Source organism: Pauljensenia sp. C0170B4, from assembly GCF_056590235.1.
The window spans coordinates 65,284-89,328 of sequence record NZ_JBWPVS010000003.1 but is presented as its reverse complement, the minus strand read 5'-3'; the positions used below and the strand labels follow the sequence as shown (position 1 = coordinate 89,328).

Sequence of the window (24,045 nt, the reverse complement as noted above, 5' to 3'; positions counted from 1 at the left end):
GACATCGTTGACCAGTCGGGACTCATCTGACAAAGGTAGTTAGACCTGTACGGAATCCCGTAGTTATCCATCCTCAACTCGAGGATCGTCGAGAGGGGAGGGGCCTGCTGGATTTATCTGCACGGGCATGTTATCGTTAACTTCACTGGCGGAACAATGTAGATCTCCGCAGTGTATGACTCGAGAATCTAGCTCACTTCGTAAATCATGGGAGGCTTCAATGGCGCGACTACATGTTGATCCTAAGTATGTGAACGCTAACATCAATGAATTGATATGGGGATCGTTCACCGAGCACCTGGGCCGATGCATCTATGGGGGACTTTATCAGCCCGATCATGCGACCGCAGATGACAATGGCCTGCGGCAAGACGTGATCGATGAGGTAAAGGAACTTGATATAAGCCTTGTTCGCTATCCTGGTGGAAACTACGTTTCGAATTACAACTGGAAAGATGGTATTGGACCTAAGGAAAAGCGTCCGAGACGACTTGAATTTGCATGGGCAACCATAGAAAGCAATCAATTTGGAATTGATGACTTTATTGATTGGGCGCGAAAAGCAAACGTAGAGCCGATGATAGCCGTGAATCTCGGAACCGGCACTCCTAAGGAAGCTGCAGAGCTCGTAGAATACTGCAATCATCCTGGTGGCACATACTGGAGTGACCTTCGCAGACAGAATGGTCATGAAGAGCCCTACGGTATCAAATACTGGTGCCTAGGAAATGAAATGGAAGGAGATTGGCAAGCCGGCCATCTTAGTGCAGATAACTATGCGGATAAAGCACTTGAGACGGCGAAGATGATGCGGTGGGTAGATCACGACATTAAGCTCGTTGCTTGTGGTAGTTCATATCATGTGCTGCCAGAATACCTCGAATGGGACAAGATTGTTCTGAGTAAGCTCTACCCGCATATCGACTACATCTCTACTCACTTTTACGCATCGAGAAGCGATAGTAGTGCCGAAGAATTCATCCACTCATGGCACGAACTGCATCAGCATCTGAAAAACTCTGAGGCTGTCTTAGATTTTGTGAAGGGTAAGCGTGACGAGGATAAGGAAATCCCCATTTGTCTTGATGAATGGAATGTTTGGAACTTCTCAGATCTCAAAATCAACGGTCCGAGTGATCTTCTTGGTGCAACAGAACTCGAGGTAACTTCTGCAGAGAGATGGGAAGAAGCTCCGCCTATTCTTCAAGAGAAATACTCTCTTCTTGATGCTGTAACCTTTGCTGGCTTGGGCATGACCTTGATAAACCACGCTGATCGAGTTGAGATTGCTTGTCTTGCGCAGCTAGTTAACGCGATCGCTCCTATCACTACCAAGAATGACGGGGGAATTCTTCGACAGGCTATTTGGTATCCGCTTCATGAGCTTACCGAGCGTGGCCATGGAGAGGTTCTCTCTCATCGCTTAGAGTGCTCTAAGAGCTTGGTTAAGGGACGGGAAATCCCATCAGTCTATTCGGCCGTTGTGTACGACTCTGACAATCGTGAAATGACACTGTTCGTGTTGAATTCGAACCTCGAGAAATCGGAGCCACTTGAAATTGAAGTTAGCGGTAGCAAATTTGCAATCAAGAGTGTGCGTAGGCTTGTAGGAAAGAATTTAACGAGCGTTAATACCTTTGATAACCCGGAGGAAATTTCGATGGAGGAGCTAAAAGACTTTGACTCTTCCGTCCTTGAACTTCCTCCGGCCTCTTTCTCTGTAGTCACAGTTGAGGTGGCAAAATGACCGAAACTATCGGTAATAATTCCGCTAGGATTTACGGTTTTAAGGGTGAGATAAAAACCTGGAACCGGATAGCATATGGTGCAGGAGATATGGCTGTCAACATTACGTGGGCAGCCTTGGGAATGTTCATCATTTATTTCTACACTGACGTTGCGCTAATTCCAGCTGCTGCGGTCGGCACCTTGATGCTGTTTGGGAGAATTTTCGACGGGGTCACGGACGTGATCGTCGGTGCTTTGGTTGATAAGACTGATACAAGGTGGGGGAAAGCGCGCCCGTGGGTGTTATTCGGAGCGATACCGTTTGCTGCTTGTTCAACTCTCCTTTTCGCCGTGCCTGATACGTCAATTTCGGGAAAGCTGATATACGCTTACGTTACCTACCTACTAATGACAATTGCCTTTACTGCCGTTTGTATTCCTTACGGCACAATTAACGCGCTGATGACTCGCGACGTTAATGAACGGGCTAAGCTGAATGTTTTCCGGATGTTCATGGCTCAGATAGGCTTCCTGCTGGTCACGACGGTAACCCTTCCTTTGGTGAAGCGCCTTGGTGACGATCAACGCGCATGGGTCATCGCGTTCGCGATCTTGACGAGTCTATCGGTGCTTTTGTTTTGGTTCACTGTCGCAGGAACGCGCGAGATCAGAACGCTACGTGATGAAGGGAACGAAAATGTGCCTTTTAATGCGCGTTTGAAAGCAATGTTTGCCAATAAGTATTGGATTCTGGCAACAGTGTTTTTCCTCGTCTTTAGTATCGGTTACGCGCTGAATCAGTCTGCATTGGTTTACTACTGCAAGTGGGTTCTTGGAAACGAGCAATTGGTTTCAGTTTTGACTTGGGCATATCTAGTCCCAGTGATGGTCGGATTCTTGTTTTTGCCAGAACTGATCAAACGATTTGGTAAGACCAAATTGATGATGGTTGGCATTTTGGTCTCAGTTGTTGGCCTCGTAGTAATGGCAATTGCTCCTGCCAGCTTTGCTGTTGCAATGGGGGCTCAAATCGTTAAGGGTGTTGGTCAAGTTCCACTTCTAGGAATCGTCTGGGCCCTGTTCCCCGATACGATCGAGTACGGCGAGTGGAAGACGGGTATTCGCTCGGAAGGTTTGCTCTACAGCTCAGGTAGCTTTGCGCAGAAGCTCGGTATCGGAATCGGAGCGGCTCTGATGAGTTGGATTCTTGCCATGGGAGGGTACGACGGTGCTGCGTCGGTTCAGAGTGGTGGCGCGTTAAGTGCGATTTTGTGGTCATTCATTTATATTCCGATCATCACTTTTGTTCTTCAAGCGGTGATTCTTTACTTCTATGACATCGACAAGAAGCTTCCGATGATTATGGAGGAGCTGAAAAGGCGCTAGGACATCCGCCTAGCACCATGTTGATTGGGGGGTTGCTTCATTCAAGCGCCCCCCAATCACGTGAGATTGTCACTTGTGCATTCGACGGTCGTCGGGCGCTGACGGGTACGCCGGGTATTTCCCGGCGCGCTGCCCGCACGAACTGGACACTGGTGATGAGAACGCGCCAATGGCGATAGACTGGACGGTGGTGTTTCAGCCAGGTGACCGTGAGACACCCTCGTCCATCAAGAAGACAGGCGAGCCGCCAAGTAGGGGAGCATAACCGAATGCCAGCCGTGATCGTTTTGGGCGCACAATGGGGCGACGAAGGGAAGGGCAAGGCCACTGACCAGCTGGGTCAGCGCACCGACGTCGTCGTCAAGTTCAACGGTGGGAACAACGCCGGCCATACCGTCGTCGTCGACGGAGAAAAGTACGCGCTGCACCTGCTGCCCGCAGGTATCCTGTCCAAAGGTGTCACACCGCTGATTGGCAACGGTGTGGTGGTCGACTTGAGCGTTCTTTTCGATGAGATGGAACAGATCAGCGCTCGCGGTGTGGACTGCTCGAAACTGAAGATTTCGGCGGCCGCGCACATCATCCCGCCTTACAACCGCCTGGTGGACAACGCCAGTGAGAAGTTGCTGGGCGACAAGCAGATCGGCACCACTGGCCGAGGCATCGGGCCGACATATGCGGACAAGATGAACCGCATCGGCATCCGCATTCAGGATCTGTTCGATCCGCCGACCCTTGAGCAGAAGGTGCGCAGCGCCCTGGCTCAGAAGAACCCGCTACTTGAATCTGTTGGTATGGAAACGCTCGATCCGGAGGAGGTCACGCGCGAACTGCTGTCGTACGCTGACCGCGTGCGCCCCATGGTGGTGGATGCGTCATTGCTGGTCAACGATGCTTTGGATGATGGCAAGACCGTCTTGTTCGAGGGTGGCCAGGCCACAATGCTCGACATCGATCATGGAACCTACCCGTTTGTGACCTCATCAAATCCGACGGCCGGCGGCGCACTGACCGGAACAGGTGTCGGGCCTACCCGCATCGACCGCGTAGTGGGTGTTGCGAAGGCGTACACGACGCGCGTAGGTGAAGGGCCTTTCCCAACGGAGCTTACTGACGAAGTCGGTGATGAACTGCGTAAACGCGGCGGCGAATTCGGTGTGACGACGGGGCGGCCGCGTCGTACTGGATGGTTCGATGCTGTGGTCGTGCGATACGCATCGCGCGTCAACGGGTTGACTGACCTGTGCCTGACGAAGCTGGATGTCCTGACCGGATATGACACGATTCCGGTGTGCGTGGCCTATGAGGTGAACGGGCAGCGTTTGGATGAGATGCCAATGAATCAGTCAGACTTCGAGGCTGCAACACCCATCTATGAAGAGATGCCCGGATGGAGTGACGACATCTCCGGCGTGCGCACCTTCGAGGACCTGCCTCAAAAGGCTCAGGAGTACGTGCTGCGCCTGGAGGAGCTGTCCAAGTGCCGCATCTCCTCGATCGGTGTGGGAGCAGGACGCGAAGCCATCATTGTGCGCCACGCGCTCTGATCTGCAGTCGGTGCGCGCAGCTTGAATGTCGACGAGGCTGCGCGCCCCTGCGCCGAGCTGCCGCTCAGCTTTGATGGAATTGGAGCTCAGCTTTGCTCGGAGCTTCCGCTTAGCTGTGTTCCGAGCCGGCGCTCAGCACTCCGTTGTCAATGGTGTAGGTCGTATCGGTCGCGCTCAGAGCCTGTTGGTCGTGCGTGACCATGATGACCGCTGCGCCTGTCGCGGCACTGTCGCGCAATAGCTCAAGTACCAGCGCCGTGCTGTCCGCATCAAGATCGCCGGTCGGTTCGTCAGCAATGATGATCGCAGGGGAGTTAATGACTGCGCGCGCAACGCTGGCCCGCCGCAGTTCTCCACCTGACAGTTCCGAGGGGTAGGCGTCAGCAAGTGGCGCAATATCCATCCGCTCCAGCAGTTCGCGGCCGCGCTCTTCAAGGCCGGCCAGGTCTGCCTCGCCGGCGATCTCTCCAGGCAGCAGAACATTGTCGAGGATGTTCAGGCTGGGAAGCAGTGAATGGTGCTGCGTAATGAAACCGAGGGTGCGCGCCCGAAGATTGCATAGCTCATGGTCATTGAGGTGCGAGACTGCTTTGTTGTCAATGAGAACAACACCCGATGTGGGAGCCAACAGGCCAGCGATCAGATTTAACAGCGTGGTCTTCCCATTGCCGCTCCGGCCGACAATCGCAATGAACTCACCGGCATCGACCGTCAGGTTCACATGATCAACCGCCGCGAACACTGTGCCGCGTCGCGTGAATTCCCGGGTGAGGTCCCGAGTGGTCACGAGTGTCATTACTGCCCCCTCTGGAAAGTCGTATACGTCTCGGCTCGCGACAACTTCCATGCTGACAGGCTTGAGGCTGCCATACCGACGAGGGTGGCTGCCAACACGCTCCCCACTGCCAGACCCAACACTTGCGCGATGCTGATCTGAAGATAGGGCAGTGCCAGGGCGTCTGTAATCAGCGTGCTGTATGGGAAAACGACGAGGGAAGCCAGGCCGATTCCGATCACACCGCCAGCCAGGCCGATCAGCGCTGATTCAGTGAGGTACACGCGAACGAGGTGGGACTTGCGCATTCCCATGATGCGCAGCGAGGCAAATTCTTTCTTCCGCTCATTGACCGAGGTTAAGAACACAGCGAACAGCACGATCGCGCCCAGCACCCATACCGCGCCCACGAATGCGTAGGCATATCCCGTGATCACGTTTAGGTGAGCTTTGGTGGTCGCCGTAATTCCTCCGGGATAGACGAAGCCGAGGCTTCCCATCCCCGTCGCCTTGGTGATGTTGTCTGCCACCTCGTGCGGGTCGACTCCATCTTTGACTGTGAGCAGGACGGCGGAGATCGCATTGCCCGCATGTTCTTCCGGAATGGCCGGATGGCCCACTTCCGCCGAGTACTTCACGACTTGAGGAACGGTTGCCGGATTGACGAACACTGAGCTGTCCAATGAGGTGCCGGTGGGTGCGAGCTGCGCTGCGACAGGGAAGTGGTGGCCGAAAAGTTTGATGTCACCGTTTGCAGACACTTTGATCTTCGAGCCTGCAATGACGTCACCGTCAGCAAGCTGTTTGTCGTATTGCGAGGACACCCAAGGCTCAATAATGAAATCGGTCTGTGGATTGAAACCGATGATCTGAACCTGGTCGTCACAGCAACTTGCCGTCAACGACGCAATATAAGTCTGCGCGGTGAGCTTTTCGATCCCGTTGGCCTTGGCCACCAACTCGGCGATGTTGTTGATGAAGTAGAAGGTGGAGGAACCGGTATTGGTCAGCAGTGCTTCCGCCTGCGGACGGGAAACCTGAGGAACAACCATGAGGTCGGCACCCATGCGTTCCTGCATACTCGCCAGACCGGTCTTAAGGTTGAACGACAAGACGGTACCGCCGAAGAAGGTACCGGATAGAACGCTGACGATGAATATCAGCGCGAAGGTGCGCAGTGGTCTGCTCGATAAGTTCTTCAGCGGTAGCCGTCGCAGTAGGTTGTGACGTGTCACGGTCTGCCTTCAGAACTTACTTCTGTGAGGCGGGTGCGATTGTCTTGACGCGACTGTTGACGTACACCACAACCACCGCGTAGACAATGGTCAGGATGCCCAGAACCATCAGCGTGGGGACCATGATCATGTTGCAGTGCATGTCGGCCTTCATGCATCCGCCAATGAGAACCTTGACGATGGCGATAGTCAAAGCGCCGTTGAGGCCAGCTGCAATTGCCAGTCCTGTCTGGATGCGGGTGTCAACGAAGAACGCAATGACGCCGATGACTGCGATAACCAGACCGATGCCGAGGGCCGCCTGAGCTGACCAGTGGCACTTCATGAAGTGCCCATCTTCCATCGGAGGGCATGGCTGCGCGAAAGTCTTGGGCGCGAATGCGATGAGAAGTCCCAGAAGGATTGCTGGAATCGATGAGATCAATTTGTTTGTCATGATAACCCTTTCACAGGTGCTCGACGACCCTTCTGCCGGATCAGTCCGTCTCGCAAGAAACGCTGTTATTATGACAGCGTAAAATAAGAAAGGCAAACCTTACCTAATCGGTGAGGAGTGGATGGAAACCGCAGAATAGCGCCAACGGCGAGAGCACAGGAGGTGTAGACCTGTGGTGCGAACCGTTAAAAAGTGAGCAAGGCGACGTGAAAGGGCCTCGAACTAAGCCATCTTTCTATCTCGTACGGTGAGCTGCTGTGCCCGGCGCTCAACCGGCTGTCAGTGCTTGGTGGTCAGATCCTCATCGAACCGCATCGATAATCGACGTCACTGTTTCATGGATCGCTTCGGCGCTTACTGGTTCGCCTGCGCTGGTGAAGTAGATTCCCAACACGAGGTTGGAGCACGCGATACGAGTAAACGTATACGTCTCATGTGGATCAGGATCGGCAAGATCAGCCGTGAAGGTGACGTACTGCGCGCCGCTGACCCTGCCGTCCTTTCTGAAGTCCAGGCCGGTGACCGCCGCATCAATTGCCTCACCATCGCATCCTTTCCGATTTCTCTCCAAGTGGAGATTGTAGAATTCCTGCGCGTTGGCCTTACTGAGAAAGAGTGACAGCTCAATGAAGGCCACAGAGGTCACTCCCTCAATCAATGACGTGTGACTCATGTAATCCGGTGACGGCAGGCTGTCAAAAAGCTTCTGGCATTGAGTGCTCTTGAACTGCAGCGGCTCAACGTCGGTATAGCGGATGGGGCCCTCGACTTCATCAACGGGGCCAATACCACTGACCGCGACATTTCGGAGTGCCTCTGTGGCTTCACTTGCAGAGAGTGGATCAGAGTGACGTGAGGTGATGACAAGAACGCCGGCTGCAACCAGAGCGATCACGAGAACGCAGCTCACCAGCACGATAGCAATCAGGCCACCTTTGTTCCTTGGACGGGGGCGCTGCTGAGAGGGGCCCTGCAGAGGAGCGCCCGGCTGAAGGTCGCCCTGCAAAGGTGAACCGGACTGAGGGGGACCCTGCAGAGGGTACTGTGGTTGTGTCACGATGCGCTCCGTGGCACGACTAGATCAGTTTCATGTACTTGAGTACTACCGTGCCATGTCGCACTGCCACACATCAATATCTCCGGCCCCAACAATCTGTCCTTGATCATCGCAAGGTGCTGGAAATGAGGCGGGGTGAAAGTGGCACCGGACCGAAAGCGCCTGTCGGCGCGAAGGCCGCTCGTAGCGGCAATAGTTGGAGCCCGGGGCTTAGCGGCCCGATGCCGCGTTCAGCCTAACATTGCCACCCACACTGACGCTCAGTGACCTTGCCAACTCCACGTTCCGCCGGTGTCGTCCTTGCCGGCAGTGCGCAGTGTTGCCCGCTTCGGTGATGGCGAACAAGACCAGAGAATTGCTGGTCGCCCTCGTGAATCGTCGTGAAGGCCCGTACAGTAAGAAGCATGTTTGTACTTGATGAGAACACTCCTCGAGAAATTGCACCCCTGGCGTGGATGCTGGGACAGTGGCGCGGCTGGGGCGTGATTGCCGGATCGCACGCGGCGCCCGCCACCCCCGATTCGTCCGGAGAATCCGACCAGAACACCCCCGCCACCTCGGCCGACAGTGACGATGTGTCCGATCAGATGGTCATTGAAGAGATCACGTGCGAAGCCGTGGGCACACAGATGCGCATGGTGACCCGCATCTACTCGGCAAGCTCGCGCGTTCAGTCGCTTGACCCGAGTGCCTCGACCGAGGAAGGCCTGGCTGCCCTCGTCGAACAGGACCTGATCAATGAGGAAACCGTGTACGTCAGCGTCATGCCGACGACGCAGGAGCTGCCCCCTCCCGGACAGTTCCAGACCCGAGAGCTCACTGCCAGTGGCGCGGACCAGAAAGGTCTGGCGACGCTGTGGGCGGGAGTGTCGATGGGGCCGCGCGTACGCATGATTTCCGACGCGATCGCACGCAGCCCACACGCTCAACCCGTTGAGGAAGCCTCTCGCATGTTCGGCCTGGTCGCAGGTGAACTCATGTGGGCTCAGGACGTCACAATGGTGGGTGCAGGCGAGTCGATTACCTCGATTTCCGGTCGTCTCATGCGAATTGACGAGGGGGACGCTGCCACATCGGATTCTGCAAGAACGCCGAGCAACGCTGCGGCGAACCATGGTGGCGTCGATGCGCAGGACAGCGATGACTGATCAGCTGCATTCGCCACTGTTGACCTGGTCGAAAGCTGTTGCAGGTGAGGGCGAGTGGGTCGGCCTGCCGATCCACTATGGCGACCCGATCGGGGAGCAGTGGGCACTGGCTGAATCGCGGGCCTTCACGGATCTGTCCACTCTGGCAGCCGTGTGCGTCAGCGGGCCTGATCGTCAGTCATGGCTCACGAACATGACTTCGCAGATCATCAACGGCATGACGCCTGCAGAATCAAAGGAACTGCTGGTGTTGGATGCCAACGGTCGCATCGAGCACGCCGCAGCAGTCCACGATGACGGTGAAACGACGTGGCTGGTAACTGTGCGTGACCGCGTCGACGCACTGGCCCAGTGGCTCGAGTCCATGAAATTCATGCTGCGCGTCGAAGTGGCGGAGCGCCACGGCATTCGCGTGATCGGCACCGTCAGCTCTGACGCCCAGACCGATCCGCTTGCTAAAACAGCACGCAACCTGCCGGGATACCTGTTCACGTGGGATGACCCGTGGCCAGGAGTCGTGGAAGGCGGCACGCGTTACTTTGCAGGCAGCAAGCACCCGGGATCTGACACGCGTTTCCACCTCCACATTGTCGAGGGCGACGGCGCCATCACCGACATGATGAGTTCGGCGGGCGACAGCGACGGCATGACGCCTGCCGGAATGCTTGCCTGGGACGCACTGCGCATTGCGGCATGGCGTCCTCTTATCGGACGGGACACGGACGCTCGATCCATCCCGGCTGAACTCGACTGGATGCGCACCGCCGTCCATCTGCATAAAGGCTGCTACCGCGGGCAGGAATCTGTGGCACGTGTGGTGAACCTTGGTAAACCGCCCAGGCGCTTGACCTTCCTGCAACTCGATGGCTCACGCGGAGATCTGCCGGAAAGTGGAGCCAGACTGATGCGTGGAAACCGGCAGGTGGGTGTGGTCACATCAGCGGCACGGCACTACGAACTTGGCCCCGTTGCGCTGGCGCTCATTTCGCGCAACGTCCCAGAAGACACGGTCTTTGACATTGACGGGGTCAGCGCTGCGCAGGAAATCATCGTGCCGCGTGACGGTCGCAGTGAAGATTCACCCGATGAGCGCCCCGGCAAGGACCTGACGAACAAGGACCTGCGCCGGCTGGATATTCCGCCGGCAGGATCACCGCACATGTCAGGTGGAAGGAAGGCATAACAGTGCGAGCAGTACTTCAGCGTGTTACCCGCGCATGCGTGCGCGTCGATGGTGAAGTTGTCGGAGAAATCAGTGGCCCCGGCATCCTCGCCCTCGTCGCTGCCACTCACGAGGACGGCCCCGACCAGGTCGACACGGTGGTGCGCAAAATTGCGGAGCTGCGGATCATGGACGATGAACAATCGGTGAGCGACATTGGCGGCGCGGTCCTGGTCGTCTCGCAGTTCACACTCTATGGCAGTACCCGTAAAGGCCGGCGACCCTCGTGGTCGGCAGCTGCGCCGGGCCCTGTGGCTGAACCGCTGATTGATGCCGTGGCTCAGGGGCTGCGTGAGCGTGGGCTGGAAGTGGCGACCGGCCAGTTTGGCGCCCACATGGAGGTTGAACTGGTCAACGACGGGCCCTTTACTGTGCTGGTTGAGGCGTAGACGGAACCATGGCGGAGGTGCATATTCGCCCGTACCGGTTAACGGACGCAGCTGATCTGATCTCAATCTGCATTGATACGGCCGACAGTGGCAGGGGAGCGCGGGGCAGGCTCACCGATGATGAAATTCTGCCCTACATTTACGCACTGCCGTACGTCAGTTACGCTCCGAGCTGGTCGTTTGTGGTTGATACTGGCTCACGCATCAGTGGATACATCGTGGGTGTCCCCGATGTTGCTTCCTTTGTGGACTGGTGGCGCGACCACTGGGTGCCGGTGCTGCGCGAGCGTTTCGGCGGCACGGAGCTGTGGCCAGAGGGCGAGCGTGAACTGCTTGAACGCGGCCTCAACCCTGATTCCATGTGGTCGGATCTTCGCCGCACCTATGAGGCCGAATTTCACATCGACCTGCTGTCCGATGTGCAGGGACGTGGGCTCGGTACGCAGCTTCTTGGCAGATTCACCGAGGCGGTGACCACGCGCTCGCACGCACACGGCATCGCCATCGGGGTTGACGCGGACAATTCACGTGCCATCGGCTTTTATGCCAAAAATGGTCTTGAGGTGCTGCGTGAAGACCGAGGCAGTGATGGCGCCGTCAGCGGCTACACCATGGGGATTTGCCTGCGCGGGCCATCCAGATCCGCATGACACGCGAAGCGGTGGCACGCAGGTTCCTTTCGCCCGATGACATGGCTTCATCCGTTGAACACGGCCCGGGCACGATCGGGACAGCGGCAATGATTCCGCATCGCAACAGCTCATCAGTCAGTGCCTGCTCCTGTTCAATTCTGCCGGCGCACGCGATGACAGGAACGCTGCCGGCCTCGCGTGCCAGACGCGCCAGCCCGGAGATGGTTTTGCCCATGACACTTTGCCGGTCGATCGACCCCTCGCCGGTCAGCACGAGGTCAGCCCCGCGCAGCACTTCCGCCAGCCCGACGCCTTCCATCACCAGATCCACCCCTGATTCCAACGAAGCGCCCAGGAAAGCTGACAGCGCAAACCCCAGCCCACCTGCCGCTCCAGCTCCCGCCTTGTCGGCATGGGCGCTCGCTGCCTGGTCAGCGTGCGCGAAGGTTGCCAACGCACGATCCAGCACCTTGACGTCGCGAGGTGTCGCACCCTTTTGAGGCCCGTAGACAGCGGATGCGCCCCGAGGCCCACACAGCGGATTGTCCACATCGCATGCGGCGCGCACGCGCACATCCCTCAGCCTCCCATCCAGGCCAGACACGTCAATGCGTCGAACCTTTCCCAGGCACTCCGGCGAACCGTCGACGTCACGGCCACCCTCGTCAATGAAGCTCATACCCAAGGCGCGCAGCATTCCCGCTCCGCCGTCGTTCGTGCCGGACCCGCCCAGCCCGATGAGGATCTCCTCAACACCAAGGTCCAGTGCTGCCGAGATCAGCTCACCCACTCCAGCGCTGGTCATGGAACAAATTCGCCGGTCGCAAGCCGCGACCAATCCCAGCCCGACAGCCTCGGCAACTTCGATGACCGCGCTGCCACCTGCCGTCCAGAACCCTGCCTCACGAGGGCGGCCGAGCGAGTCGTGAACCTCGACGATGTGGTACTGCGCCCCCAGGGCATCCGCGATGGCCTGCGCGAAGCCTTCTCCGCCGTCAGCCAGCGGAACCACCTCGCATTGCGCATCGGGGACGACTGCACGAACACCGTCGGCAAGTGCACGCGCCGCCTGCATCGCTGTCATCGACCCTTTGAAACTGTCAGGAGCGCAGACGATTTTCATGGCAGTCCTTCCTGTCGCGGCGCGGTTTGCTCTGATTGTAGGCAGCGTGTTGACGTGCTTGTGTGCGCACGCGAGGCAGACAACTGGCAGTGTTTCCGCTCGCCTGTAGTGAACATTCAAGCGACCGCGCCAATCAGCCCGTAGGGTGGAACCAGTTGAAAACGCCAGGCACCCGTGTCTGCGCCATCCCATTCGTGAACATCAGGAGGAGCCATGTTCGAACGGTTCACCGACCGAGCTCGGCGAGTCGTCGTCCTCGCACAGGACGAAGCCAGGAACCTCAACCACAACTACATCGGCACTGAGCACCTGCTGCTGGGCCTCATTACCGAGGGCGAGGGCGTCGCAGCAAAAGCCCTCGACATGATGAACATTGAGCGCGACCAGGTGCGTGAAGCGGTCATCGACATTATTGGCGAGGGCGAAAAGCCTGTCGAAGGTCACATTCCGTTCACGCCGCGTGCCAAGAGAATCTTTGAGCTGTCGCTGCGTGAAGCACTGCAGTTGGGTCACAACTACATTGGCACTGAGCACCTGCTGCTCGGTTTGCTCAAAGAGGGCGAGGGCGTTGCAGCTCAAGTGCTGACGAAGCTGGGAGCTGACTTGTCGCAGGTGCGTCAAGCCGTTATCCAGCTGCTGTCGGGTTACCAGAGCGATGGGGACAACCGCGAGGCGGTGGGCGTATCGGGCAACCCTGTGCGCGACCCCGGTCAGACGAACTCCGCTATTTTGGAGCAGTTCGGTCGCAACCTGACTCAGGCTGCACGTGAAGGCAAGCTTGATCCGGTGATCGGTCGTAAGACGGAGATGGAACGCGTCATGCAGGTACTGTCGCGTCGCACGAAGAACAACCCGGTGCTGATCGGTGAACCCGGTGTCGGTAAGACCGCTGTTGTCGAAGGCCTGGCTCAGGCGATCGTGCATGGCGACGTGCCGGAGACGATTAAAGACCGCCAGATTTACTCACTGGATATGGGATCCCTGGTCGCCGGGTCGCGCTATCGCGGCGATTTCGAAGAACGCTTGAAGAAAGTCCTTAAAGAGATCCGCACGCGCGGTGACATTATCTTGTTTATCGATGAGATCCACACACTGGTCGGCGCCGGTGCTGCTGAAGGCTCCATTGATGCCGCTCAGATGCTCAAGCCAATGCTGGCTCGCGGCGAAATCCAGACCATCGGTGCCACCACGCTTGACGAGTACCGCAAGCACGTGGAAAAGGACGCTGCGTTGGAGCGTCGTTTCCAGCCGGTGCGTGTCGAGGAACCCTCTGTGGATGAGACAGTTGGGATCTTGAAGGGGCTGCGTGACCGCTACGAGGCGCATCACCGCGTCATCATCACCGATGAGGCGATCCGCGCCGCAGCCGATCTGGCAGACCGCTACATTTCTGACCGTTTCCTGCCTGACAAGGCCATCGACCTGATGGATGAAGCCGGTGCCCGCCTTCGCATCGCCCGCATGACGGCACCACCCGAGCTGCGTGAAATCGATGAGAAGATCGCTGATGTGCGCAAGGCCAAGGAAGCCGCGATCGATGATCAGGACTTTGAGCGTGCCGCCTCCCTGCGTGATGAGGAAAAGAAACTGGGCGAGGAACGTCGCGAGAAGGAAGATGCGTGGAAGGGTGGCGAACGCGAAGAAATCGCGGAGGTCACCGAAGAGGAAATCGCTGAAGTGCTCGCCATGTCGACCGGCATCCCGGTGGTGAAGCTGACTCAGACCGAATCGGCCAAGCTGCTGAAGATGGAAGACGAACTGCACAAGCGCGTCATCGGCCAGGAAGAGGCTGTCAAAGCACTGTCGCAGTCGATTCGACGCACACGTTCGGGCCTGAAAGATCCGAAACGCCCCGGTGGTTCGTTCATTTTTGCCGGCCCGACCGGTGTCGGTAAGACTGAGCTGGCCAAGGCGCTCGCGGAGTTCCTGTTCGGTGATGAAGATGCGCTGATCCAGATGGATATGAGCGAGTTCTCCGAGAAGCACACGGCATCACGCCTGTTCGGTGCACCTCCCGGGTACGTTGGATACGACGAGGGCGGCCAGCTCACTGAAAAGGTCCGTCGCCGTCCGTTCTCCGTTGTCCTGTTTGACGAGGTTGAAAAGGCTCACCCCGATATCTTCAACTCCTTGCTGCAGATCCTGGAAGAAGGTCATCTGACCGATTCACAGGGACGCAAGGTGGACTTCAAGAACACGGTGATCATCATGACCACCAACCTGGGCACGCGCGACATCAACAAGGGCGTGCTGACCGGCTTCCAGTCCGCCGACAACCTCACGCACGACTACTCGCGCATGAAGTCGAAGGTGAATGAGGAGCTCAAGCAGCATTTCCGCCCCGAATTCCTCAACCGTGTTGACGACGTCATCGTCTTCCCGCCGCTCACGAAGGAACAGATCACGCAGATCGTTGACCTGATGATCGGTCGTCTGGCGGAGCGCATGGAGGACCAGAATATGAAACTGCAGATCAGCGATGCTGCGCGTGAACTGCTGGCCGACCGCGGATACGACCCTGTTCTGGGTGCCAGGCCGCTGCGCCGCGCGATCCAGCGCGATATTGAGGACGCCTTGTCCGAGCGGATCCTGTTCGGTGAGATCATGCCGGGTCAGGTTGTCACCGTCGATGTTGCCGGCGAGGGCGACCAGCGTGAATTTACGTTCACTGGGATCTGATCGCCTGGTCGCATGGCCTGCGTGTAGCGGCTGACTACCGTGGTTAGGGGCCAACCGGCCACGGTAGTTCGGCTCCAGGCGTCAACTGGTCACGGTCATCCAGGCGGCCACCCTCGACAAATATCTTCAGCTGCGTGGGGACGAAGCAGCCTGCAGCGTCCGAAGAATTCCTGCCACACGTGACCCCTCCTGCACGCAGTTGAGCCTTTGCACACGAGGGTGATAAATCTCCTTCTCGCACGCCCATCTCAGCCAACAGCGCCGACGAGATTTTGCCATAATTGCTGCGATGCCAAACCTAAGGAGACCCTGATGCCTGCAGCACCTACGCCCGAGTCACACGCACGCGTTGACGCCGACACGACGCTCAGCACAGACCCACTGTGGTGGCGCCAGGCGGTTGTGTACCAGATCTACCCGCGCAGCTTCGCTGACTCGAACGGCGACGGGCTCGGTGACATCAAGGGTGTGACCTCACGGGCAGACTACCTGGCTGACCTCGGTGTGGATGCTGTGTGGCTCAGCCCCTTCTATCCTTCCGAGCTGGCTGACGGCGGATACGACGTGGCCGACTACCGCAACGTGGATCCACGCCTGGGGACGCTTGACGATTTTGACGAAATGATCGCGGCCCTGCATGGACGAGACATCCGCGTCATCGTTGACATCGTGCCCAACCACACCTCACGCATGCACCCATGGTTCCAGGAAGCTCTGGCAGCGGGCCGCGGGTCAGCGGCGCGTGAACGTTACATCTTCCGTGAAGGCACAGGCCCTGACGGCTCGCAGCCCCCGACGGACTGGACCTCCACGTTCGGCGGTGCCGCATGGGAACAGGTTGAAGACGGACAGTGGTACTACCACTTCTTTGCCCGCGAGCAGCCGGATCTGAACTGGGATCACCCCGATGTGCGCGAGGACTTCCTGACAACACTGCGCTTCTGGTCTGACCGCGGTGTCGATGGTTTCCGCATTGATGTCGCCCACGGACTGGCGAAAGACCTCAGCGAACCGCTGCCCAGCCAGGCAGAACTCGACGCTATGCCGATGGATGGACACCACCGCATCTTTGACCGCGACGAGGTTCAGGACATTTACGCTACCTGGCGTGAGGTCTTCAACTCCTACGATCCGCCGCGCACAGCGGTTGCCGAGGCGTGGGTGAATCCTGACCGGGTGCCTCGGTACGCAAACCCGAACAGCCTGGGACAGTCCTTCAACTTCGACCTGCTTGAAGCCGACTTCAACGCCGACCAGTTCCGCACGATTATCACCGACAATTTGGAGCTGGCCAGTTCGTCAGGTTCCTCGAGCACATGGGTGTTGTCGAACCACGATGTTGTCCGCCATGCCACGCGCTACGGCCTGCCCGATGCAGTGCGCACTCATGGTCCGAGGCCCGACAAGCCGGTGGGTCAGGACTGGCTGCTGACAGGTGGTACCGAGCCGGAGCTTCACCGTGAACAGGGATTGCGTCGTGCGCGCGCCGCCACCATGCTCATGCTGGCACTGCCCGGATCGTCCTACATCTATCAAGGTGAAGAGCTCGGCTTGCATGAAGTGGCGGAAATCCCGGCCGATCAGCGTCAGGACCCGACGTTCTTCCGCACCAATCAGAAAGAAATCGGTCGCGACGGCTGCCGCGTCCCCTTGCCGTGGGTCCATGACGCCGCGAACTTCGGATTTGGAGGACCGGCCCACCTGCCGCAACCCTCATGGTTCGCAGACAGTGCAGTCGACGTGGAATCTGCCCGCGAAGACTCGACGCTGTCTCTGTACCGGCGTGCACTGCATCTGCGCCGCACACTGCAGGGCGCCGAAGAAATGGAATGGGTCGACGACAGCATCGAGGCACCGCACAGCGACCAGGTGCTGCACCTGCGCCGTCCCGGTGGCTGGGACGTGATCACGAACTTCAGCACCGAGCCGATCCCATTCGACACCAGCACAGCCATCCTGACCAGTGAGCCGCTGACCGACGGTGTCCTGCCTGGTGAGACAACCATCTGGTGCGCACCGCGCAGCTAAGCTACCGTGAACCCCCTCGTGCCCGCACAGAAGCGTCGCATTGTCGGCGCCTCTGCCCGGGTCGTGGGGACTCCATCCCTCGCCCGCGTGGGAACCGACAACTGAGCGCGATACACGTGAGAAATAGGAACGATTTTTCGCCTGCCTCTGTCTTTATTCGGATTTTCGTGTCAGACTTACTGCGGTTGCAGTTGTTTCTGCGTATGCGACTCCACTTCTTTGAGAGGACGTGAGCCTGCCCGCCGCCAGGTGGATCATCTGATGCGCAGAGCCGTCACATGCTGATCATTGTTTCAATGAGACCGTGATGAAGGAGGCGAGAGTGAGGACGACGTCTGATTTTCCGCAGAGTCGACCTGAACCCGTTGGGCAATCCGAATCAGGCACCCAACCCGCTACCGGATCCAAGTCAGTGAACGGCAACAACGTTTCCCCTTTTCTTTCTGCACCCCCGATGCCTCCCGGCGACGAGTACTCGCCCGCCAATCAGGGCGGTAACACGCTGTCACGCCGGCTTCACCTGAGCCGACGGGGACGACAATTCAAGAAGCAACTCGCGAAAAATCGACGCAAAATTCCAGCCATTATCGTGTTGGTGTTCTGCCTGATTGTCACCACGCTGGCGCTGCTTCATCCGGGCGTGCCAACATCCCAGATCGACGTGAATGACGGTGGCATATGGGTGACAAACTCCTCGCGCCAACTGGTCGGTCACCTCAACTACCAGACTCGGCGCCTCGATGCCGCATTGCGCACAGACGCCGCCCAATTCGACATCGGCCAGGCAGCAGATACCGTCACGTTTTCTGATGAGAGCACCAACTCGATCGCTCCTATCGACGTGGCCGGCGTGCGCATGGGTGCCACAACGTCGCTGACTGAACGCGCCCAGGCAGTGCAAGGCGGAGAACGGATCGGTGTGCTGGACGGCGCGGAAGGAAATCTGTGGGTCCTGCCGGCATCTGAGCCCTCGACCGTGCCGATGGGAGACGACAGCGCGATCGAAACAGGCCTTACCTCAGGTGTGGTGACAACCAGCGTCAATGGAACCGTCATGGCGGTGTCGGCAGCAACCGGCCAGTTCGTGACAGTCACGCGCCGCGGCTATGTCGATCAGAAACACAGTGTCGACATCCCTGATATGCGCGCCGACGCATTGCTGCAGATCACGGCGGTCGGTGAACAACCAGTCGCCTTCGACCAGTCAACCAACACGCTGTTCCTCCCTGACGGGTCCGCACGATCCCTGTCCGATGAAGGCGTCCCAACAGATGCCATCTTGCAAAATCCCGGCCCCGACCATGACGCGGTATTACTGGCCACCCCTCGATCCCTGATCAGCGTTCCCCTCAACGGCGATCCTGTGACGATCACCCCCGCGAATGAGCAGAATCGTTCAGGAAAGCCGGCGGCTCCCACACGACACGAAGGATGCTCGTACGGCGCGTGGGCAGGATCGGGCTCCTATGTGCGTCTGTGTGACGACTCTGCCAATGACACGTCGATGGATGTTGACACCCTTAAGTCTGCGCGCAACATCTCGTTTAGAACCAACCGTAAGGTCATCGTCCTCAACGAAATTAACGAGGGTGGCATCTGGCTGCCCGACATGAACATGGCGTTCATGGATGACTGGGATGAGATCGACCAGGAGATCGACAAGGAAAAAGAAGAAGAGGAATCGCCTGAATACACCGACGAAATTATCGACCCTCAGCGCAAGGACAAGAACACTCCACCTGACGCCGTTGATGATGAGTTCGGTGTCAGGCCAGGCCGAGCCACCACGCTGCCTGTACTGCAAAATGACACGGATATCGATGGTGATGTTCTGACAGCCAGACCGATCAGCCAGCCTCAGATCGGAGCGGTGACACCGACGCGTGGCGGCCAGGCGTTGCAGATGACGGACGTGCCCGATGATGCGTCGGGCAGCACCACTTTTGTGTACGAGGCATACGACGGGCAGGCATCTGACAGTGCGACGGTGACGATCAGTGTGCACCCCTGGGATCAGAACGCCGGCCCGGTGCAGATCCGCAAGAATCCGCAGAAACTGGGAGCGGGAGCTGCCATTGAGTACAACGTGCTGCCTGATTGGAACGATCCGGACGGCGACCCGATCTTCCTGCAGTCCGCCAGTGCTCCTGACGGTATCCAGGTGCAGTACCGTGAAGAAGGAACCCTGAATATCCGGGATCTGGGCGCAGCGCCCGGCCAGTACGAGGTGAACGTCGTAGTCTCTGACGGGCGTGCCGAAACGCAAGGTGTCGTACCCATCGTCGTACAGCCACCAGGCAACATTCCACCTGTTGCGCACGCCGATTTCTATGTGGCGAGAGCCGGCGAAGCCCTCGAGATCGAGCCGCTGACCAACGATACGGATCCCAACGGTGACGGCCTGACGCTGGTTGGTGTGTCTGAAGCTCCAGCCGGAACACAGCTCACGCCCGACCTGGCCCTCGGATCCATCACGTTCAAAGCGCAGGCACCGGGTACCTACCAGTTCACCTACACCATTTCAGATGGCCCTTCGACCGTGTTGGGCATCATTCGCATTGACGTGGTGGAAGCTGACTCCAATGCAGTCCCCGTTGCTGACGATGACCTAGTTGTCCTGCCTGCTGGCGGTGAAGCACTTGCCGCACCGTTGAATAATGATTCCGATCCAGCCGGCGGCGTCCTGGTCATTCAGCAGGTGGAGCCGACGGACAAACTGGGCCTGCGCGTCACACTGGTCGATCGCCACCTCCTGCGCATCACGGCACCTGGCGGCCTCGATGAAGCCGTCAGCTTCCAGTATTCCGTTTCCAACGGGTCCCATACTGCCCAGGCGCGGATCACAGTCGTCCCGTCACGAGCGCTCGACGACAAGAAACCACCCGTTTTGCAGCCCGACCATGCCAAAGTGCGTGTCGGAGACGTCGCTTCGGTCCCCGTGCTGGAAAACGATCGCTCGCCGGCCGGCCTGGCAATGAAAGTCGATCCGAAACTGCAGTTCGAGGAAAACTCGCAGGTCGGAACCCCCTTTGTAACAGGTAACCTGGTGCGCTTGGAAGCAGGCACAACGCCAGGTGTGATGCATGTGTCGTACACGGTGCACGACATGGTCGGCAACATGGCGACATCGACAGTCGTGTTCGAAGTGGTCGCCCTCGAAGGTGCCAACGCGGCACCGCAACCTCGCCCTCTGACAGCGTGGGCCGTGTCAGGGCAGACGACTCGAATCCCTGTCCCACTGTCCACGATCGACCCTGACGGCGATTCCGTGACACTGGTGGGTATCGAGCAGGCACCGTCCAAGGGAACGATTGAATTGGGCACTGACTGGATCGAATACACGCCTGCGCGCAAGACCACCGGCACGGACGTATTCACCTACATCGTTGAGGACCGTCAGGGCAAGCAGGCAACCGCACGTGTGCGCGTCGGTATTGCGCCACCGGCGGGTAGTAATCAGCCACCCACTGCTGTTAAAGACGTTCTGTTGGTCAAACCTGGGCGCACGATCATGGTGAACGTTCTAGCCAACGACATTGACCCTGACGGGGATTCAATCTCGCTGGTTCCCGATTCGCTCAGCGTGCTGGACGACGCCCTCGAAGCTGAAATTGTGGGAACCGGGATCCAGGTTGAGGTTCCAGAAGCTGCCGGAACATACGTCATGTCCTACCAGGTCACCGACTCGCGTGGCGGTGTGGACAACGGGACGTTGACGATCAATGCGAAGAACGATGCGCCCCTGATGCCTCCGATCGCTCGCGATGACGTTGTGGCGCTGGCTGATATGCCTGACAGTGAGATTGTGCCGATTAACGTGGTGGAAAACGATGAGGATCCCGACGGAACCGTCGCAGACCTGGTTGTGTCCACACGCGCTCCCGACGCTGAAGTCAAGGGCGGAATCATTGAAGCGAAGGCATACGAGACTCGACGGCTCTTGGTCTACACGATTACCGATCAGGACGGCCTCTCATCCTCCGCAGTGGTGTCGATTCCGGGAACCGATCAGACCAGGCCGCGCCTGGACCAGTCGCACCTGCCGATCAAGGCACGGGCCGGCAGTGACGTCGTCATCGACATTCGGGACCACGTCATTACGAGGGCGGGCCGTACCGCGATGATCACGGACGAATCCAGGCTCAAAGCATCATGGGGGCTGGATCCGAAGATCGTGCTGGAGGACCAGCATCGCCTCACCCTGCACACCGACCCGGAATTTTCCGGTAAGACATCCGTTTCCTTTGAAGTACGTGACGGTGTTGCATCGGATACATCAGCCTTATCAGCTGTGCTCTCCCTGCCGATTGTGGTGCAGGCAGTGAAGAACCAGCCACCGGCTTTCATCCCGACGAGTGCGCGTGTGGCTGCAGGTGAAGAACCCATCACGTTGGACCTGTCGGCGATGGTCGATGACCCGGACGACGCTGACCCTAAAGGATTCAAGTATGCGCTGGTGAAGAGTCCTCGTGTTGTCAGCGCGAAACTTGATGGGCATATGCTGTCCCTTCAGGCCGGCGTTGATCAGGCCACCGGCACCACGGACCAGGTCACGATCAGTGTTGATGACGGGTCAGGGCCGGTAGTCGGTGAGATCCCGGTGACGGTTGTCGCCTCCACGCGGCCACTCATTCAGGTGTCGGACGCGCTCATCGACGCTGCGAACGCTGGCGGTACGGAAACGATCGATCTGACGAAGTACACGATCAACCCGTTCCCGGAAACGCCGATACGGATCGTGTCAAGCCAGATTGAAATCGGTGAAGGCACCGTGGATCCGCAGGGCACAGTCCTCCACATCACGCCAGCTGTTGGTTTCCACGGGCAAATGACGGTCAACTATCGCCTGATTGATGCCACCAATGATCCGGGGCGCATCGTGGAAGGTAACGTGCGGTTAGTTGTGCGTGATCGGCCCGAACCACCATCCAACGTGTCGGTGATGGCCACGGGTCCTGGCAGTGCAACTGTGACGTTCCAGCCCGGAGCGGACAATGGCGCGGCTATTACCTCCTTCACCTTGACGGATGTCACGACCGGTCAGGAGTTCACTTGCGATGTTGCGTCCTGCCCGCTTAGCGGTCTGGCGAACGGCCTGAAGCATTCGTTCTCAGTCGTGGCGCACAACGATGTAGGAGCATCCGATTCGTCTCCTGCATCCGAGCCTGTCCTGGTCGACGTTCAACCATCCCAGCCTGCCGCCCCGACGCTTGCTGCTGGCGACGGGTCGGTGACGGTGACGTGGAATCCACCGGCAAATGAAGGGTCACCGATCACCGCGTACGAAGTGACGCTCTCTGACGGCCAGACGCAGCGAGTAGACGGCGCAACGACATCAGTGACATTCACCAACCTGACGAACGGTCAGCCCTACTATGCCTCTGTTGTGGCATTGAATTCCTCGCCGTCACCCTCACAACCATCCGAGCCATCTGCCCAGGTCGCGCCCTTTGGGCCGCCTCTGAAGGTGTCGATCACGGACATTCGGTCAACACCTTCTGCCGATGATCCAAACCTTGCTGCGGTCAGTGTCAGCTGGGCAGTCGAGTCGGACAACGGCAGTCCGCTGACCGCTGCGCACGTCACATTGAGCGGTGGCGGAAAGGGTGACGTCGCGTTGAACGGTGAGCTGTCTGGGGAAATCACGTTGCAGGCGCAGCCGCAGGAAGGCGTGGTAGCCACCGTGTGGGTTGACAATGCGGCAGGATCGTCACGCAAGGTCGATTCCAAGCGTTTCACTGTGTTCTCGACGCCGGTTGTGATCGATCTTCCGACGGTTACAGCAACCGGAGAAGCAGGTACCGCGAAGGTGACGGCTGAAACGAAAAAAGGTAACGGTTACAATCGCGGAGAACTTGAGCTTCAGTATTCGGTGAATGCAGGTCAGTGGACACCGTTGCAGGGCAAGACCATCACGGGACTGCCTGACGGGCAGGAGGCGCGGATTACATTCAGGCAGGTTGCTCCCGGCCGCGCCGACGGGCCAGCGACTGAAGAAGTAGTGGTGATGACGTACGGACAGCCGACGATTGACAGCTTCACGGCAACCAGTACGCCGGACGGAGTCGACCTGTCGTGGGCCATCACTCACAACGCCGGAGCTCCCATCACATCGATCACCGTGAAGTACAACGGAAAGAGCGAGGACATCCCCGTTTCGGAAACGAGCCGGCACATCGATGTGGACACCAGTACGAACGTGAAATTCAAACTGGTCGTGCGAGCTGAAAAGTTTGATCGGGACATCACCAAGGAGGCGACGAGCCCGGCGCGAGGCACGATTACGCCTGTACCGTCCACGTGCAATGCTGAGATGTCGGACAAGTTCGATGATTGTCACACCTTCAAAGTGGACGCGGATGGATGGGATGGTAGTTTCCTGCCATTGCGATGCGAGTTCAGGTCGGATGTAGACAACCAGACGTACCAATTTCAGATTGACTCGAACGTGGTGATTAAGCCGTCGAATGCGCCTACCCATGTCACAGACCGGGAAACCATGAAGAACTGGCTACAGGATGGCACCCTCACATGCGAAACGTCACAATAACAGGTGAGCAGTGGAACTGGACGGGAATAGTACGCATGGCAGTAACTGAGCCGCCCTCGTCAATGAGCTGCCAACGACTGGCCAGCAACCAACGCACAGTAAGGAGTATG

15 protein-coding genes are annotated in these 24,045 nt (G+C 58.2%); 10 read left to right on the top strand and 5 right to left on the bottom strand.

What is annotated here, in order from left to right:
• Positions 1-220 precede the first annotated feature (220 nt).
• From AC1EJ1_RS04680 to AC1EJ1_RS04670, 3 genes are all read left to right on the top strand, one after another.
• A complete protein-coding gene (locus AC1EJ1_RS04680) occupies positions 221-1,747 on the top strand; it encodes an alpha-N-arabinofuranosidase (RefSeq protein ID WP_480295426.1) in 1,527 nt (508 codons plus the stop codon).
• Positions 1,744-3,114, top strand: coding sequence for an MFS transporter (locus tag AC1EJ1_RS04675; RefSeq protein WP_480295425.1), 1,371 nt, complete (start codon positions 1,744-1,746; stop codon positions 3,112-3,114). The genes AC1EJ1_RS04680 and AC1EJ1_RS04675 overlap by 4 nt, the downstream gene beginning before the upstream one ends.
• Before the next feature lie 269 nt (positions 3,115-3,383).
• Positions 3,384-4,661 (top strand): adenylosuccinate synthase, encoded by a 1,278-nt coding sequence (locus AC1EJ1_RS04670; protein ID WP_480295424.1) that lies wholly within the window; start codon positions 3,384-3,386, stop codon positions 4,659-4,661.
• Positions 4,662-4,770: 109 nt separating this feature from the next.
• Here the strand turns inward: AC1EJ1_RS04670 and AC1EJ1_RS04665 are convergent, their stop codons facing one another.
• The 4 genes from AC1EJ1_RS04665 to AC1EJ1_RS04650 form a co-directional block, all read right to left on the bottom strand.
• Complete coding sequence (locus AC1EJ1_RS04665) at positions 4,771-5,457, bottom strand: ABC transporter ATP-binding protein (protein WP_480295422.1); 687 nt, start codon at positions 5,455-5,457, stop codon at positions 4,771-4,773.
• Entirely contained in the window at positions 5,457-6,671 is a 1,215-nt protein-coding gene (locus AC1EJ1_RS04660; protein ID WP_480295420.1) for an ABC transporter permease, read from the bottom strand. Before AC1EJ1_RS04660 ends, AC1EJ1_RS04665 begins: the two co-directional genes overlap by 1 nt.
• A gap of 16 nt (positions 6,672-6,687) precedes the next feature.
• Positions 6,688-7,107: a DUF4418 family protein gene (locus AC1EJ1_RS04655; protein ID WP_480295419.1), complete on the bottom strand. Its 420-nt coding sequence runs from the start codon at positions 7,105-7,107 to the stop codon at positions 6,688-6,690.
• Between the two features lie 301 nt (positions 7,108-7,408).
• Positions 7,409-8,017, bottom strand: a complete 609-nt coding sequence (locus AC1EJ1_RS04650; protein WP_480295418.1) for a hypothetical protein — start codon at positions 8,015-8,017, stop codon at positions 7,409-7,411.
• A gap of 551 nt (positions 8,018-8,568) precedes the next feature.
• Between AC1EJ1_RS04650 and AC1EJ1_RS04645 the strand changes: the two genes are divergently transcribed.
• From AC1EJ1_RS04645 to AC1EJ1_RS04630, 4 genes are read left to right on the top strand one after another with little or no spacing between them, the layout of a single operon-like run.
• Entirely contained in the window at positions 8,569-9,312 is a 744-nt protein-coding gene (locus AC1EJ1_RS04645; RefSeq protein WP_480295416.1) for a heme-binding beta-barrel domain-containing protein, read from the top strand.
• A complete protein-coding gene (gene ygfZ, locus AC1EJ1_RS04640) occupies positions 9,305-10,495 on the top strand; it encodes a CAF17-like 4Fe-4S cluster assembly/insertion protein YgfZ (RefSeq protein ID WP_480295414.1) in 1,191 nt (396 codons plus the stop codon). The genes AC1EJ1_RS04645 and ygfZ overlap by 8 nt, the downstream gene beginning before the upstream one ends.
• Before the next feature lie 2 nt (positions 10,496-10,497).
• Complete coding sequence (dtd, locus tag AC1EJ1_RS04635; protein ID WP_058237759.1) at positions 10,498-10,923, top strand: D-aminoacyl-tRNA deacylase; 426 nt, start codon at positions 10,498-10,500, stop codon at positions 10,921-10,923.
• Between the two features lie 8 nt (positions 10,924-10,931).
• Positions 10,932-11,573: a GNAT family N-acetyltransferase gene (locus tag AC1EJ1_RS04630; protein ID WP_285015999.1), complete on the top strand. Its 642-nt coding sequence runs from the start codon at positions 10,932-10,934 to the stop codon at positions 11,571-11,573.
• On the opposite strand, the gene AC1EJ1_RS04625 is transcribed toward AC1EJ1_RS04630, so the two are convergent.
• Complete coding sequence (locus AC1EJ1_RS04625; RefSeq protein WP_480295412.1) at positions 11,521-12,678, bottom strand: glycerate kinase; 1,158 nt, start codon at positions 12,676-12,678, stop codon at positions 11,521-11,523. The two genes, AC1EJ1_RS04630 and AC1EJ1_RS04625, sit on opposite strands and share 53 nt — an antisense overlap.
• A 213-nt stretch (positions 12,679-12,891) precedes the next feature.
• On the opposite strand from AC1EJ1_RS04625, the gene AC1EJ1_RS04620 reads away from it, so the two are divergent.
• The 3 genes from AC1EJ1_RS04620 (at position 12,892) to AC1EJ1_RS04610 (ending at position 23,935) form a co-directional block, all read left to right on the top strand.
• A complete protein-coding gene (locus tag AC1EJ1_RS04620; RefSeq protein ID WP_285016001.1) occupies positions 12,892-15,357 on the top strand; it encodes an ATP-dependent Clp protease ATP-binding subunit in 2,466 nt (821 codons plus the stop codon).
• Between the two features lie 312 nt (positions 15,358-15,669).
• A complete protein-coding gene (locus tag AC1EJ1_RS04615) occupies positions 15,670-17,385 on the top strand; it encodes a glycoside hydrolase family 13 protein (protein ID WP_480295411.1) in 1,716 nt (571 codons plus the stop codon).
• Between the two features lie 322 nt (positions 17,386-17,707).
• The gene (locus AC1EJ1_RS04610; RefSeq protein WP_480295410.1) at positions 17,708-23,935 is read left to right on the top strand and encodes an Ig-like domain-containing protein; all 6,228 of its coding nucleotides are present in this window, start codon (positions 17,708-17,710) and stop codon (positions 23,933-23,935) included.
• The last annotated feature ends 110 nt before the right edge of the window (positions 23,936-24,045 follow it).

Excerpts from the sequence above, each read along its gene's own strand:
- AC1EJ1_RS04680 (WP_480295426.1), top strand. The coding sequence starts at position 221 with ATGGCGCGACTACATGTTGATCCTAAGTATGTGAACGCTAACATCAAT.
- AC1EJ1_RS04675 (WP_480295425.1), top strand. The coding sequence starts at position 1,744 with ATGACCGAAACTATCGGTAATAATTCCGCTAGGATTTACGGTTTTAAG.
- AC1EJ1_RS04670 (WP_480295424.1), top strand. The coding sequence starts at position 3,384 with ATGCCAGCCGTGATCGTTTTGGGCGCACAATGGGGCGACGAAGGGAAG.
- AC1EJ1_RS04665 (WP_480295422.1), bottom strand. The coding sequence starts at position 5,457 with ATGACACTCGTGACCACTCGGGACCTCACCCGGGAATTCACGCGACGC.
- AC1EJ1_RS04655 (WP_480295419.1), bottom strand. The coding sequence starts at position 7,107 with ATGACAAACAAATTGATCTCATCGATTCCAGCAATCCTTCTGGGACTT.
- AC1EJ1_RS04645 (WP_480295416.1), top strand. The coding sequence starts at position 8,569 with ATGTTTGTACTTGATGAGAACACTCCTCGAGAAATTGCACCCCTGGCG.
- ygfZ (WP_480295414.1), top strand. The coding sequence starts at position 9,305 with ATGACTGATCAGCTGCATTCGCCACTGTTGACCTGGTCGAAAGCTGTT.
- AC1EJ1_RS04630 (WP_285015999.1), top strand. The coding sequence starts at position 10,932 with ATGGCGGAGGTGCATATTCGCCCGTACCGGTTAACGGACGCAGCTGAT.
- AC1EJ1_RS04625 (WP_480295412.1), bottom strand. The coding sequence starts at position 12,678 with ATGAAAATCGTCTGCGCTCCTGACAGTTTCAAAGGGTCGATGACAGCG.
- AC1EJ1_RS04620 (WP_285016001.1), top strand. The coding sequence starts at position 12,892 with ATGTTCGAACGGTTCACCGACCGAGCTCGGCGAGTCGTCGTCCTCGCA.
- AC1EJ1_RS04615 (WP_480295411.1), top strand. The coding sequence starts at position 15,670 with ATGCCTGCAGCACCTACGCCCGAGTCACACGCACGCGTTGACGCCGAC.